The 15,516-nt window shown below is 41.8% G+C and carries 14 protein-coding genes; 13 read left to right on the plus strand and 1 reads right to left on the minus strand.

What is annotated here, in order from left to right; translation table 11 throughout:
- Positions 1-90: 90 nt before the first annotated feature.
- The 10 genes from ACVBJC_RS13170 to ACVBJC_RS13215 all read left to right on the plus strand — a co-directional run bounded on the left by ACVBJC_RS13170 (position 91) and on the right by ACVBJC_RS13215 (position 11,999).
- The gene (locus ACVBJC_RS13170) at positions 91-1,305 is read left to right on the plus strand and encodes a porin (RefSeq protein WP_447161226.1); all 1,215 of its coding nucleotides are present in this window, start codon (positions 91-93) and stop codon (positions 1,303-1,305) included.
- 849 nt (positions 1,306-2,154) lie between these two features.
- A complete protein-coding gene (locus ACVBJC_RS13175; RefSeq protein WP_447161227.1) occupies positions 2,155-5,124 on the plus strand; it encodes a TonB-dependent receptor domain-containing protein in 2,970 nt (989 codons plus the stop codon).
- 122 nt (positions 5,125-5,246) lie between these two features.
- The gene (locus ACVBJC_RS13180) at positions 5,247-5,759 is read left to right on the plus strand and encodes a TonB-dependent receptor (RefSeq protein ID WP_447161228.1); all 513 of its coding nucleotides are present in this window, start codon (positions 5,247-5,249) and stop codon (positions 5,757-5,759) included.
- The gene (locus ACVBJC_RS13185) at positions 5,692-6,222 is read left to right on the plus strand and encodes a hypothetical protein (protein WP_447161229.1); all 531 of its coding nucleotides are present in this window, start codon (positions 5,692-5,694) and stop codon (positions 6,220-6,222) included. Before ACVBJC_RS13180 ends, ACVBJC_RS13185 begins: the two co-directional genes overlap by 68 nt.
- Positions 6,223-7,047: 825 nt before the next feature.
- On the plus strand, positions 7,048-7,830 hold the full coding sequence (locus ACVBJC_RS13190; RefSeq protein ID WP_447161230.1) for a DUF3450 domain-containing protein: 783 nt from the start codon (positions 7,048-7,050) through the stop codon (positions 7,828-7,830).
- Entirely contained in the window at positions 7,830-9,185 is a 1,356-nt protein-coding gene (locus ACVBJC_RS13195) for a MotA/TolQ/ExbB proton channel family protein (RefSeq protein WP_447161231.1), read from the plus strand. The genes ACVBJC_RS13190 and ACVBJC_RS13195 overlap by 1 nt, the downstream gene beginning before the upstream one ends.
- Positions 9,185-9,709, plus strand: a complete 525-nt coding sequence (locus ACVBJC_RS13200; RefSeq protein ID WP_447161232.1) for a MotA/TolQ/ExbB proton channel family protein — start codon at positions 9,185-9,187, stop codon at positions 9,707-9,709. The genes ACVBJC_RS13195 and ACVBJC_RS13200 overlap by 1 nt, the downstream gene beginning before the upstream one ends.
- 13 nt (positions 9,710-9,722) lie before the next feature.
- Entirely contained in the window at positions 9,723-10,127 is a 405-nt protein-coding gene (locus ACVBJC_RS13205) for an ExbD/TolR family protein (RefSeq protein WP_220759443.1), read from the plus strand.
- Position 10,128: 1 nt separating this feature from the next.
- Entirely contained in the window at positions 10,129-10,749 is a 621-nt protein-coding gene (locus tag ACVBJC_RS13210) for an energy transducer TonB (RefSeq protein WP_447161233.1), read from the plus strand.
- Between the two features lie 2 nt (positions 10,750-10,751).
- A complete protein-coding gene (locus tag ACVBJC_RS13215; RefSeq protein WP_447161234.1) occupies positions 10,752-11,999 on the plus strand; it encodes a tetratricopeptide repeat protein in 1,248 nt (415 codons plus the stop codon).
- Positions 12,000-12,059: 60 nt separating this feature from the next.
- On the opposite strand, the gene ACVBJC_RS13220 is transcribed toward ACVBJC_RS13215, so the two are convergent.
- On the minus strand, positions 12,060-12,566 hold the full coding sequence (locus ACVBJC_RS13220; protein ID WP_447161235.1) for a GGDEF domain-containing protein: 507 nt from the start codon (positions 12,564-12,566) through the stop codon (positions 12,060-12,062).
- A 65-nt stretch (positions 12,567-12,631) separates the two neighbouring features.
- Between ACVBJC_RS13220 and ACVBJC_RS13225 the strand changes: the two genes are divergently transcribed.
- From ACVBJC_RS13225 to ACVBJC_RS13235, 3 genes are all read left to right on the plus strand, one after another.
- Positions 12,632-14,464, plus strand: a complete 1,833-nt coding sequence (locus ACVBJC_RS13225; RefSeq protein ID WP_447161236.1) for a DUF885 domain-containing protein — start codon at positions 12,632-12,634, stop codon at positions 14,462-14,464.
- 131 nt (positions 14,465-14,595) lie between these two features.
- On the plus strand, positions 14,596-14,874 hold the full coding sequence (locus ACVBJC_RS13230) for a peptidylprolyl isomerase (protein WP_447161237.1): 279 nt from the start codon (positions 14,596-14,598) through the stop codon (positions 14,872-14,874).
- A gap of 31 nt (positions 14,875-14,905) precedes the next feature.
- On the plus strand, positions 14,906-15,439 hold the full coding sequence (locus ACVBJC_RS13235) for a GNAT family N-acetyltransferase (protein ID WP_447161238.1): 534 nt from the start codon (positions 14,906-14,908) through the stop codon (positions 15,437-15,439).
- Positions 15,440-15,516 lie beyond the last annotated feature (77 nt).

Here is a 15,516-nt window from a genome sequence, read left to right on the forward strand (position 1 = left end):
CTCATTTGTAATCAGGATAGAAAGAAAACAACGGAATGGAAGACGATTTGAATGAAGCAGACTGAACAACATTAAGGTTAGGCAAATTAAATGAAAAAGACTCTAGTAGCATCAGCTTTGGCAGCAGTTATATTTGTGCCAACAGCATCAGCGATTGAAATCTATAAAGATGATAAAAATGCAGTAGAAATCGGTGGTTTTGTCGATGCTCGCATCATCAATACACAGGGTGCTACGGAAGTAGTTAACGGCGCTTCACGTATTAATTTCGGTTTTACCCGTCAGATGAGCGATGGCTGGAAAGCCTACACCAAGTTAGAGTGGGGCGTAAACCCATTCGGTGACAGTAAAATTGTTTACAATAGCAACAGTACTTTTGAGTCTGAAAGTGGTGATTTTCTTAATAACCGTTTAGGTTACGTGGGTCTTAGCCACGATACTTACGGTTCTATCACTATCGGTAAGCAGTGGGGCGCATGGTACGACGTAGTTTACAACACTAACTACGGTTTCGTATGGGATGGTAATGCATCAGGTACTTACACATATAATAAAGCAGACGGTGCGATTAACGGTACTGGTCGCGGTGATAAAACTGTTCAATACCGTAATGCGTTTGGTGATTTCAGCTTCGCTTTGCAAGCACAGCTAAAGCAAGATACGTTTGAAGTGGATGAAGTGCCAAACGCTTCTAATCCAATTTTCCCTACAGCTGATTTTATGTCAGTTAAAGCTGCTGGTGTAAATATTAAGAGCTCAGTGACAACTGTTGAGTACAACTACACCTACGGTGGCGCAGCTACGTATAATGTAACTGATATGCTAACGTTGACTGCAGGTTTCAACCTAGGCGAGTTTGAAGCAACTACTTCAGCAGGTAAGCGTCTAACTGAAACTGATTCTATCTATGGTGTCGGTGCAACTTGGGGTAACTGGGATGCAGAAGGTGTTTACGCAGCATTTAACGTAAACAAGCAAGAGTACCACGATACTGATAACCTAGGCCGTATGATGCCTGAAGCTAAGGGGCTAGAGTCTCTAGCATCTTACAAGTTTGAAAACGGCATTCGTACTTTCATCTCTTACAACATCCTAGATGCGGGCAGTGAATACGAAGCGGCATATGATGGTGATGTATTTAAGCGTCAGTTTGTGGTTGCTGGTGTTCACTATGTTTGGGATACCAATACCGTGCTTTATCTAGAAGGTCGTAAAGACTATAGCGACTTCACTGGTGTAAATGCTGCAGCAATGGCTAAATCAGAAGATGACGGTATCGCAATAGGTATCCGTTACACGCTTTAATGTGTAAAACAGGAAAGTGAACAAAGCGCCTTATTAAGGGCGCTTTTTTTTGCTTTTATATTGGCTGGTTATGCTATTTAGTTATATCTATTATAAAAGTTGTATTTTACGGTTCGGTGTTTGGAGTGGTTTGGAGTGGTTTGAGGTGGTGTCAATCTAGGTAATGAGTATGATTATTCATATTGTTAACGGCAGGCGCTTTCTTTCTGTCTGAAAAACACTCAGTTAGCACATTTCCATGTTTTTTTATTTTTCAATAGATTTAATTTCCCCTTCCAGTGATTTATTTCTTTTTTATCAGGGTTTTGCGTTCCACTCTCGGTGTTTGTAATGGTCGAGCTGTCTGGAATGAATTGTTTACATATAATGCGTATCAACTGTCTTTAGTGTTATTCCCCCCTTTAAATACTGCTGGTTTATTTGCAAAGCAATCAAAATCGGTGGGCAGTACTTTTGTGTTACCTGCGTTAAAAATAACCAAAAAAAATCAGGTCGGGGTGAAGTTTTTTCATTGTTTAAAAATGTCACACCTCTATTATTTCTTTGACTTTCAGTCATTTGTGTAAGTTGATTTGTATTTTTATAAAGTAGGGTCTGGCTGTTGAGTAAAACTTAAATCCTCTCAGAACAATCAAGTAATCCAGTAAGTATTCGTTAAAGATAATTTAGCTGCTTAGTGTTTAAGAGGTTATCTTTTTGTAATTGTATCGAAAAAAGCTTGATGAGATGCAGATGTTGTAAATATGTTTCCAGTGTGTTTTTATTTGTGTGTAAATTCTCATTTATGTAACTTTTCGTTAATTGATGTGAATTGCTAAAAAAATAAAAGAGAGTCCAGGGAGATTTACAATGTATAAGAATAACTTTCTATCTAACTCAGTGCGTTTAGCACTAGTTAGTGGTGCAATGACAGCAGCTTTTACCGCTCCAGCAGTATTCGCAGCTGAAGAGTCTGAATTAGAAACAATTGAAAAAATTGAGGTGACAGGGTCACGACTTCGTACAACTGATATGCAAGGGTTTACACCTGTTCAGGTTATTGATGCGTCAGAAATTGATACGTCAAGTGTTGCAAATATTCAGGAACTATTACTTAAAAATCCGGCATTTGGTACTCCAGGTATTAGTCGTACTAACTCAAATTTTTCCACAGCTAGTGCTGGTGTTGCGACTGTTGACTTAAGAAATTTGGGGAGTGCACGTACTTTAGTGCTTGTTAACGGCCGCCGCTTTGTTTCTGGTGTACCAGGTTCATCGGCTGTTGATTTAAATGCAATTCCGACTCAATTTATTGAGCGTATAGAAATCATGACCGGTGGTGCATCAGCTGTATATGGTTCTGATGCGGTAGCTGGTGTTGTTAATATTATTTACAAGAAAGACTTTGAAGGCATTGAATTTGATGTTCAGACTGGTCAAAGCCAAGAAAGTGATTCAAAAGAAGATCAAATTCAATTCACTATGGGAACAAACTCTAGCGATGGTAAAGGTAACGTCATGGTTCATGGCGCTTACACTAAGCAAGGAGCTGTTTATTCTCGTGACCGTGACCGCTCGGCTGTCGACCAGGCGTCTCTAGGTGCATGGTGGACTGGTGATCCTGATGATTTTTTCACCCCTAACCGCCCATTCTACTCTAGCTATGCGCCACAAGGACACTTCTGGGCTGGCGATGAGGAGTATACTTACGATAGTAATGGTAATTTAATTAACGGTTGGTCGACTAACGGCAGCGATACTCAAGAAGCTAATGGTTTCAATCGTAGTGCATACCGTACCATTGCAATCCCTACAGAGCGTTACTTGTTAGCCGCTACTGGCAAATATGAGTTTGCAGATGGCTGGAATGCCTTCCTAGAAGGAACTTATGCGGCAACTCAAGCTACGACCCAGTTAGAACCATTCCCAATGGCTTCAGATGATGTTTTTTCTGCTTCTGGCGGACAAATGCCACTTGAATATGAAACATTTATTGAAAGTGCAATGAATCCTGGTGAGTACGAGCGTACGATTGTTAGAAATGCGTTTGTACCAGATGCCATTTTCAATTCAGCAACAGATACAGATGGCGACGGTTTACGTGATATTTTCTTCACTCGTCGTCTAGCCGATGTCGCAGCACGAGGAAATGTCGCTGATCGTGGTACATTCCAAATTGTTGCTGGAGTTGATGGTGAGTTGACTGAAGGTTGGTATGTCAATGCACATTATGGGTATGGACAAACATTAGAATCTCAAGTTTCTAGCGGTCAGTTTAATTCATTAAACTTCCGTTCTGCTTTAGAGGCTGTTGAGGATGAAAATGGCGACATCGTTTGTCGTGACGCCGATGCCCGTGCTGAAGGTTGTGTGCCTGTAAGCGTATTTGGTGCAAACTCAATTACTGCTGCAGGTGCAAACTACATCCAAGCGCCAGGTTTATTAGCAACGTTTACATCGCAAAAAACCGCTGGTTTAAATCTTTCTGGTGACTTATTCGAAATGCCTGCTGGTATCGTGGGGCTTTCTGTAGGTACAGAGTATCGTGAAGAGTACTCCCGTAGTGAGTTCGACGCGCTTCAGCAATCAGGTTTGAACGGTGGTAACGCAATTCCTCGTACAGAAGGTGAATTTGATGTTATTGAATACTTTGCTGAAGTTAACGTTCCTCTTTTAGATGGCGTATTTATGGCTGAGCAGCTAAATTTACGTGGTGCATATCGTTACTCTGATTACTCAACTGTAGGTAACACAGATAGCTGGAATGTGGCGCTAGATTGGGCTCCAATTGAAGAGGTACGCTTTAGAGCTATTAGAGCAATATCTACTCGAGCGCCTAATATTAATGAATTATACTCACCACCTAGTCAGACTTTCCCTACAGGCCTCACAGACCCATGTCTAGGGGTTACGGCAACAACGAGTGGCGCGCAAGCAGAAGCATGTCGAGCCGATGCTGGTGTTATGGCTAACATTGCTGCAAACGGAGAGTTTACTCTTAACCAGGCAGATCTGCAGGGCGTTAGTGGCTTTAACCGCGGCAACCAAGAATTGGGCCCTGAAAAAGGTAAATCTACGACATTCGGTGTCGCTATTTCACCTGAAGGTCTAGCAATTATTGAAGATTTTGACTTCAATATCGATTACTTTGATATTGAAATTGAAGATGCAATCGTATCAACTCCGCGTCAATTCATCCTTGACCAATGTTACGGTGGTGATGCATCTTTGTGTTCTTTTGTGACTCGTCGCCCACAAGATGTTGGCTCGAATAGTGCTGGTTCTCTTGAGTATATTGATTCAGGAGATACAAACAGTGGTGGTTACGTTACAGAAGGCGTAGATTTAGTTGTTAGTTATGCTAAAGACTTCGAGGATTATAATCTAGCTGGGCAAGTGAATGCTCGACTGGCTTATACTCATGTAATCGAAGGTTATACAAATCCGCTTCCTGGTTCTGATAAAGATACATTCAAAGGTGAAATTGGTGCACCTGAGAATAAGTGGTATTTAACCCTTGGTTACAATTATGAAGATTTAACCGTTTCTTGGAGCACTACATTTATCGGTGAGTCTTACCTAGATGATGATTGGCTATCTGGTTATGACTTAGCACCTGAATCTGTAGGTATTGGGTCTGTTACTTATCATGACATGAATATTGCGTACCAACCTTGGGATATGGCTGAATTCTATGTTGGCGTAAATAACTTGTTTGACCAAGCACCACCTCCAATTATTACAGGTCTTCCTGGAAGTAATACAGGTACTGAGACTGATGCAGGAACATACGATGCTGTCGGACGTCGTTATTATGCTGGTGTAAGGTTGAAGTTCTAATTATTAATCAATAACCTAAAGCCCTCTTAAGCCAAAACTTAAGAGGGCTTAATTTATTCCATACAAAAAGTTAAGCTTTATATAGTTGCTCGATTGCATGTCGAAAACGTACGTTTAATCTTATGTGCACTTCAGCTTACCGGTTGTCCCTGGTGGTGTATCGTGCTCCAACCGTTGGCGAACTATATGCTGGTCAGTCTGACAGCTTCCCAACAGATCAAGACCCTTGTAATACTAAAGGTTTTGGTTATTTATCTGCAGAAGGCCAAGCGCTATGTTTAGCACAAGCTGTTCCAGCTGGCGGTGCAACACAATCTGATTCACAGTTGCGTGCTCGTGTTGGTGGTAACCCAGACTTGAAACCTGAAGAAGGTGATACTGTTACTGTCGGTATCTCATATTCACCTGAGTTTTTAGAAGGCTTCAACGTAACTGTTGATTACTGGGATATTAAGTTAGACAACGTCATCGACTCATTGTCTGCAACGAACGTTCTTAACCTATGTTATGACGATTTAAATACTAATGAATGTCAGCAGATTACTCGTAACCCTGATGGAACGATTAATGCAATTTTTTGCTGCAAACCGAAACTTAGCTTCTCGTACTGCATCAGGTATCGACTCAGAGTTTAGTTATAACTTTGATACGTCTATTGGTGATTTCAAAGCATTTATTGGCTGGACTCACTTATTGAAGCGTGAAGATACAGACTATGTTGGTGCAGAAGCTCGTGAAATGGTTGGAACATTTGACTTCAGTCTTGGTGAGACGTTTGCTGAAGATAAAGTTAATTTCAACCTAGATTATTACTGGAATGATCTATCTGTAAGTTATGCCGCAGAGTACATTGGTGCTACAACTGCTGCGACAGCGTTCTGGGAAGAAGGCTACCTTCAGAAAATCGATTCTCAGCTATATCATGATTTAGCGTTTGCATATTCTTTCGAGACGGGTACACGTGTTTCTTTGAATTTCACTAATATTTCAAATGAAAAACCACCGTATATCGATAATGGATTTAACGCGAGTACTGATCCATCAACATATCGTATGTTTGGTAGTTCATACTCATTGCGTCTAACGCAAAAGTTCTAATGATTCGCTAACGTAAAGTTAGTTCTCTAAGCTAAAGCCGCTGACAAGTTCTCTTGTTGGCGGTTTTTTATTTCCATAACATTTAGTTTTCACCTGTTTTAGTTGATGGCAAGCCAGCTGATTGGGGGGGCTATATCGAGTTAATGAGCTAGTTTTGCCTGGTATCAAATTTTATTTTTTGAATGATTTTCTATTTAGCACCGAAGTGTAAATTTAGTCACGATTTGAGTGTGTACAGACTTGTTCCATCTATCTCTTAGCGCCAAACTTTATACAATAACCTTATAAGTTATTGCTAATAACTTAAAACCTGCCACAGGGCTTACTATCTAATAATTTGACTACCAGTCTAGCGTTTTTGCCTGCTAGTTTTGAAAGACTAGGCTTATATTGCATCCATTTCACGCAAATCTTTTACAGGTTTTACTAGCGCGTGTTAATAAAATGTTAATTACGGTCTCGTTACTGGTAATGTTATAAGTCTTATTAATCAGCTATTTGCAGGTGTGCCTGTGCATTTGCAATTTTTTTAAAATTATTATATTTAACACTCGTTTATGGAAAAAGCCTCTTTTGATTGTTTTCCATCCTCTAAGCTCGTTTTCCAGCAGTTTTAGGCCTTTCGAAATGTTGACACAGGTCAACATTTTGTGAAATGATGCCAGCGGGTCTACATCCTCGAAGATGTAGAAAAGGGAAGATAATAATTAACAATCACAATAGAAAGACGGGCTTAGGCAATAGGGAACTAAAGCAAAATAAGCGCACGCACCCTGTTGTCGATAAGTTAAAGCTTTTTTAATCACTTCAAATTGGTTGGGAACTATGTCCAAGGTAAGCAATAAAACAAAAATCGCTACAGCGCTCATTGGCGCACTAGCCTTAGCAGGCAGCAACTTAGTGATGGCCGATCCTCTTTCTGATGTTCAGAAAGCTGACGCTAAAATTCACGCTGAAGCAGCAACGTCTCAGAAGAAAGTTGATAAGTATTTTGACCAGGCTCAGGACATGTTGTTCGAGTACGGTTCAGTTGCTGATGAACGTGAATCACTAAAATCTTATAACGACTACGTAGCAGGTCTGGTTGCAGACCAAGAAGCTACTATGAAATCTATTCAGAATGACATCAACGGCGTTGATTCATTACGTCAAGGCGTAGTGCCATTGATGTTTAAGATGGTTGACGCATTAGAGCAGTTTGTGGCTTTAGATCTTCCATTTAATAAGGAAGTTCGTGTAGAGCGCGTTGAAAACCTCAAGAACCTCCTAAACAGTGCTGAAGTAACGCTTGCTGAAAAGTATCGTCTAATTTTAGATGCATACTCAATCGAGCGTGAATACGGTACAACATTAACTGTAAAAACCGGCAAGCTAGATCTTGATGGCAAGGAAGTGTTAGTAGACTTCTTTAACTTTGGTCGTGTTTCACTGTATGCGATGAGCTTAGACGGTAAAACAGCTTGGATGTATAACGATGAAACTAAAGGTTGGGATCAGTTAGAAGATGGTACGCTTCGTGAGCTAACCAAAGGTATTCGAATTGCACGTAAACAGGGTGCACCGGATCTATTCTCGTTACCAATTCCTGCTGCGGAGGCTGCACAATAATGAAGAAGTTTATCACTACAGCAATCGTTGCTGCGAGCTTGTCTTTAACGGCCGGTATAGCTAGCGCTGCAGATGCGCCTAAAACAATCGACCAATTACTTAATCAAGTAAAAGTTGATCGTGCTAATGCATCTAAGACTAACGTAAAGCGTGAGCAAGAATTTAAAAATGAGCGTGGCGATAAAGCTCAACTACTAAAGCGTGAAAAAAATGCTTTAGCTGCAGAGCGCCAACGCGGTAAAGACTTAAACCAAGCGTTTTTGGATAACGAGCGTAAAATCGGTCAGTTAGAAGAAGACTTAAAAACGGCTCAAGGTGACTTGGGTGAGATGTTTGGTGTTGTTAAAGGTGATGCGGGTGATTTCGCTGGTAAGCTAGCGGGTTCTAATATCTCTGCACAGTACCCTGGTCGTGACGTATTTATTGCAGACCTTGGTGCACGCAAACAACTGCCAAAGATTGACGAGCTAGAGCGTTTCTGGGAAGAGCAGCTGTTTGAAATGGCTGAATCTGGAAAGGTTGTTAAGTTTGAAGGCACTGTTACTGGTATCGACGGTAGCGTGAATGACACGACTATTACTCGAGTTGGTGCATATAACCTTATTGCCGATGGTCAGTATGTTGTTTACAACGCCGATCTTGGCCTAATCCAGGAGCTGTCACAGCAACCTGATGGTTATCAAGTTAAATCTGCTGCCGCTTTCGAAAATACAACGTCAGGTACAGCTAATCTTTATATCGACCCTGTTCGTGGTGTTCTTCTAAACATCTTTACGCAAAAAGCAACGATTGAAGAGCGTATTGAAGCGGGTGGAACTATCGGTTACATCATTATCGCTTTACTTGTTCTTGGTGCAATCATCTCTATCGAGCGTCTAATCACGCTAGGAGTTGTTGGTGCTAAAGTTAAGGCGCAGCGTAAGAACCTAGATAACCCAGGTAACAACCCGCTTGGCCGCGTACTTAAAGCATACCAAGACAACAAAGATGTTGACGTTGAAACACTAGAGCTGAAACTTGACGAAGCAATTCTGAAAGAAACACCAGCGTTAGAAACTCGCATCTCTATCATCAAGGTTCTAGCAGCTATTGCACCTATGATGGGTCTACTAGGTACAGTAACCGGTATGATTGCAACCTTCCAAAGCATCCAGTTATTCGGTACTGGCGATCCTAAGCTAATGGCTGGTGGTATCTCTATGGCACTTATGACGACAGTTCAAGGTCTAGTTGCTGCACTACCGCTAATGCTTATGCATGCAATCGTAGTTGCACGTAGCAAGACAATTGTTCAAGTACTTGAAGAGCAAAGTGCGGGTATTGTTGCTTCACACGCTGAGAAGAGGAAAGCCTAATGTTATTCCTGATGGATATCTGGGATTCCGTCAGGGGCTTCATGGCCTCCGGAGGCGACGTCCTCTGGTTAGTGGCAGCTGTATTGTTTGTTATGTGGGTATTGATGCTTGAACGCTACTGGTATCTAAATTGGATATCACCAAAAGAGCACAAAGCAATCATTGCTGCATGGGAAGCACGAGAGGATTCAACCTCTTGGTATGCACACCGCATCCGTGAAGCTTGGGTATCCCAAGCGAAGCAAGATTTAACGGCACGTATGCTGATTATCAAAACTTTAGTAGCAATCTGTCCAATGATAGGTCTACTAGGTACCGTAACCGGTATGATTTCAGTATTCGATGTGATGGCAGTTCATGGGACGAGTAATGCTCGTATGATGGCAGCTGGTATTTCAATGGCGACCATGCCGACAATGGCGGGAATGGTGGCAGCATTATCGGGAGTATTCTTCAGTACTCGCCTTGATGCAAAAATGAAAATCAGTTTAGCAAAGCTAAAAGACAGCATGCCTCACCACTAGAGAGAGATTGAACATGGCACGTAGAAAGCATTCAAGCGTAGAAGAAGAAGCTGAGATTGATATGACCCCGATGCTCGACATCGTGTTCATCATGCTTATCTTCTTTATTGTAACAACATCGTTTGTAAAGCCATCAGGCCTTGACTATAACAAGCCTGAAGCGTCACAAGCGACGAAGAAGCCTTCAGCTAACATCTTTATCGGTGTGAGCAAAACGGGTGTCATCATGATGGAAAACCGTCAAGTTGATATCGAACGTGTAACTGCAAACGTAGAGCGTATGCTTGCAGAAGCACCAGAGGCTGCAGTATTGATTCAAGCAGACCAAGAAGCTAGACATGGTTTAGTGGTTAAGGTTCTTGATAACGTTAAAGCTGCGGGTATCGATAAGATATCTGTATCGGCGGGGAACGAATAATATGCTGAGAGGAATAGTATCACTGATAATTGGTGCTGCTGTGACTTTTGCTTTGTTTGTCTTCATGGCATTTTTGGTAGGTGGCGGTCCAACCCGCCACGATTCCTCGACAGAAACACCTGTCATAGAAATCACCATGAACAAAGATGATGCATCAGCGCAGAAAAAGCCAAGGGTTAAGCCTAAACCGCCAACACCCCCAGAGCAGCCGCCAAAACCGGATACTACGCCACCAGATAGTTCATCTGACATTGATACAAATATGTCATTTAACATGGGTGGGGTTGATGCCGGTGGTGCAAACACTGGATTTAAACTAGGCAATATGATGACACGAGATGGTGATGCTACACCTATCGTGAGAATCGAGCCTCAGTATCCAATTGCTGCAGCACGTGATGGAAAAGAAGGTTGGGTACAACTTAGCTTTACCATTAATGAGCTAGGTGGTGTTGAAGACGTTAAAGTCATCAAAGCCGAGCCAAAGCGTTTATTTGATAAAGAAGCGCGCCGTGCACTTAAAAAGTGGAAGTACAAGCCAAAGATTGTTGACGGTAAAGCCCTTAAACAACCTGGCATGACGGTCCAACTTGATTTCACTCTAGATAAAGGAGGTAGATAATTATGCGTAAAGTTAATTCGATTGCTGCCGCTTTATTACTTTGTTTAGGTGGAAGTATCGCGCTAGCACCGGTTGCTTATGCTGCCGAGAAGTGCCCGATTGAGAAGCGTAAATCGAAAGCCGTTGGCCAAAGTGCCTCTAAGAAAGTGCAAAAGTCTTTTCAAGCCTATACCGAAGGTAATCTTGATGAAGCTATTGCCATTCTTCTAGAGGCCAATGTTAATAACGATTTTGATAAAGCTTATATCGACCGTATGTTAGGTAACTTCTATGCGGAAAAAGGACAGATGGGTAGGGCGACTAAGCACCTTAAGTCTGCGGTTGAAGCTGATATCTTAGGCGGCACGGATCACGCGCAAACTCTAAGACTCTATGCAGACCTCCTGATTGGAGAGAAGCAGTTCAAAGAGTCTATACCAATGTATTACAAGTGGATGGAGTTTACCTGTAAAGAAGATGCACAAGTCTATAAGCGTATAGGTATTGCATATTCTGAGCAGAAGCAGTGGGACAAGGTGATTGCGGTTGCAGATAAAGGCTTAACCCTGTCTGATAAGCCTGATAAAGGTTTATATCAGATGAAGCTGACTGCTTACTTTAATAAGAAGCAGTATAAGCAAGCGGTTAATGTGCTTGAAGTCATGGTGCCATTATTTCCAGACGACAAGCGCCTTTGGGTTCAGTTAGCTCAGTTTTATCTAATGACCGAAGACTTCACTAAGTCACTTGCTACATATGACTTAGCTTATAAAAATGGATTTTTGGAGACGGCGGGTAATATTACGCGTTTGACTCAACTGCTTGCACAAAATGGCGCGCCATTTAATGCATCGCAGATCTACGCTAAGCATATGAAGTCTGGGTTAATTAAGGAAGATGAAAAGAGCTTAACGACTCTTGCTGGTTTTTATCATAATGCTAAGGAGCTGAAAAATGCTGCTCAAACTTATGGTAAAGCGGCTGCAATCAATAACGCTGGTAAGCTTTACCTCAGACAAGGCCGTATTTTGTCGCTAGATGGTCAGCATAAAGCTGCTATTACAGCACTTAAGAAAGCGTTGGATGCGGGGGTTAAAAGCCCTGGTGAAGTTCAGTTCGAACTTGCCCTTGCTTACTTAAATCAAAAGCAGTACAAGACAGCATATAAGTATGCCAAGCTTGCTGCTAATGATAAGAAGACTGCGCGTTCAGCTAAGAGCTATATCTCTTACATTAAAGAAAAAGCGCGCGTTCATAACGTCGCTCTTTAATTTAAGCTTCTGTATAAAAGCCCCTTTTTAGGGGCTTTTTTATTTTCAGCTTATCTACTCTTAGAGGTTAATAATGATATGTTTATCAGCCAAGGACTCTTTCATGTGCTTGGTGTGTTTTTCAACAGTGCTAAATAGAGTTTCTAAATAAATATCTTTGTTTGGCTGACATACACAGCCACCCAATTCATACTCAATTTGATTATGGCGCTGCGACTTCAAATTGTGATTAAACTCTGCGATTGCAAGCTCTAATCGCTTAATCACCACGTTAGCACCAGTAGCATCCACTTCAAAAAGACCTAATGCAAAAGCCTGATTATCAAGTCTAGCGACTAAATCGGTAGCTCGTTGCAGAGCTTGTTGTACTTGCTTCATGAATAATTCTAACAATTGTGGTTGAGAAATAGTTTCATGAATGTGTGGGCATAGATACAATAAGGCAAGACCTTGACGGTCGCGCATATGGCGATGCCATTCGCGATTGAAAACTTCCATAAAATAGGTTTGGTTATAAACACCTGTTTCAGGATCCCTAAAACCAGAGTTACTAAATGAATAGATCATTGAAGACTCCTTATGTACCTCTGGTTTAAGTATAGAAAAGAACAATAAATAAAAAGGAATAAAAAATGAGGAAGGCGGTACTCGCGCTGTCAATTGGCGCAATTTTAGGCTTAACAGGCTGCGGTGAAAGCGAAAGTAAACAGGCACAGCAATCAGAGATTACAGCACAAAAAACAGCAGAGCAGGCTGCTCAAATACAGTCAGCTGAACAAGCTTATCTATTGTTAGTGGATAATTACTTTAATGATTTATTGAAGCTCGAACCTATCTACGCCACATTTGTTGGTGTGAATGACTATAACGAACAATTTGGCGATGGTTTGTCTGATGCCTATTTAACGCAGCGTCACGAGCTCAATACGCGTTATTTAAAAGCCGTTAAGAAAATAGACCGCAGTCAGCTCTCAAACGAGTTGAAGCTTAGTTATGACATGTTTAATTATGATCGTAACGTAGCTTTAGCCGATGAGACATTCCCAAATCACTTTATGCCGATGAACCAGTTTTATAGCACTGTGATTAGCATGGTTCAGCTAGGTAGTGGTGAAAGTGCGCAGCCCTTTAAGACTGTAGAAGACTACCGCAACTGGGAGAAACGACTTCAAGGTTTTATTGAGTGGCTTAAGCTTGCTCAAGTGCGTATGGATGAAGGTATCGAGAGCAAAGTAGTACTGCCACGAGTGCTGGTTGAGCGTATTATTCCGCAGTTGAGCGCCCAGCTTGTCGATAACGCGACTGATAGCTTGTTCTATACACCGATCACTTTGATGCCAGAGTCATTTTCAGATGCGGACAAGCAAGCACTGACTCAAGAGTATACAGCGTTAATTGCAGAGCAGCTGTTGCCAGAGCTTACAGCGCTTCGTGATTACTTTCAAAATACTTATATTAAATCATCTCGCGCAACAGACGGTTGGTGGGGGCTACCAAACGGTAAAGTGTGGTATCAACACCTTGCTAACTCTCACACAACAACGACTATGCCTGTCGATGAAATCCATAAGATTGGTTTAGACGAGGTGGCGCGAATTTTATCTGAAATGGATAAAGTGCGTGTTCAAGTTGGCTTCGAAGGTGACTTAACTGAGTTTTTTGCATCATTATCATCAGAGCCGCAGTACTTCTTTACAGAACGGCAAGGTTTGATTGATGGCTATATGGAGCTAAAAGAGCAAATCAATCGTCAGATGCCAGAGTATTTCAACGTCATGCCTAAAGCTGATTATGTGGTTAAGCCAGTGGAGAGCTTTAGAGAGCAATCGGCAGCGGGTGCATCATACGATGCGCCAGCGGTTGATGGCTCTCGCCCAGGTGTATTTTATATTAATACCTATAACCTTAAGGCGCAGCCTAAGTGGGGCATGACCACTCTATCATTGCATGAGGCGGCGCCAGGGCACCACTTCCAGATTGCTATCAAGCAAGAGTTAACCGGTGTACCTGAATTTCAACGTTTTGGCGGTTATACGGCATTTGAAGAAGGCTGGGCACTTTATGCTGAGTACTTAGGGATTGAGATGGGGCTGTTTAATGACCCGTACCAATACTTTGGTAAGCTTTCAGATGAAATGCTGCGAGCCATGCGTTTAGTGGTTGATACTGGTCTGCACGCTAAAGGCTGGACTCGTGAGCAAGCGATTCAGTATATGAAAGACAATTCGCCAATGGCGGAATCAGATATTATCGCTGAGGTTGAGCGTTATATGGCAATTCCAGGTCAAGCACTAAGTTACAAAGTCGGTCAGTTAAAGATTTTGTCACTGCGTGCACAGGCAGAAAAAGAGCTTGGCGATAAGTTTGATTTAAAAGCTTACCATGACCAAATCCTCACTTCAGGTTCTTTGCCGATGGAAGTGATGGAACTAAAAGTAAACGATTGGATAGCTGCGCAAAAGTAAGTTAATACTGATGCGATAACCCTGTTGGTATGGTCATTATTTGCAAGTCGTTTGGCTATAAATAATGGTATATACTGACAGGGTTTTATTTTGCCTAAATGGCAATGACATTTATTTTATTGGAGTAAACCATGGTACAAGCGACTGCAAGACATCTACTAGTTGATAATGAAGCACAATGTTTAGAACTTAAGCAACAGATCCTTGATGGTGCTGATTTTGGTGATGTAGCGAAAGCAAACTCTTCTTGCCCATCTTCTGCCCAAGGTGGTGACTTAGGCTCATTTGGCCCAGGTATGATGGTAAAAGAGTTTGACGAAGTGGTTTTCAGCGCGCCATTGAACGAAGTTCAAGGCCCTGTAAAGACTCAGTTTGGCTACCACCTTCTAGAAGTAACAAGCAGAGGCTAAATACTGCTTAGCTTGTTTTAGAGGAATTAGCATGCTCGAACTGTATACCGATAGGCTCAGGTTAAGAACGGTTATCTCAAGCGATTGGGATAGTTTTTTATATACTCATTCAAGTGAACAACTAAATGAATATGTTCGTAAACCTCAGGCTGAAGCCGTTATACGAGATAAGTTCGAGCGTGTATTAAAAGCAAATGATTTCGATGTAGGCGAGTGGTTACTCACTATTATCGAAGATGTGCATACACAAGACTTTATTGGTTTCATTGGGCTGCATAATAGTGATGCAGAAATGGGACAAATAGAGGTTGGGTATATGATGCATCCAAGTGCTCATGGGCGAGGTTATGCCAGTGAGAGCTTAAAAGCCATTGTTGATTGGGCATGTCTGTCCTACGGGCCCCACAAGTTTATCGCTTATTGTATAGAGCAAAATATTGCTTCAATCAAGGTACTGGAAAAGTGCGGCTTTAAGCGTGAAGGCCTGTTGCGAGAGAATTGTAAAATCGGTGAGCAATGGTTTGATGATTGCGTTTATGGACTCTTAGCAGCAGAAAGAGTTTAACGACACTCGAAAGCATGCATAGGCATCTCAATAGGGTGCTATAATGCTGACAGTTTTGATTATTTAAGGCGAAATAC

This window comes from Shewanella sp. 0m-6 (assembly GCF_052977325.1).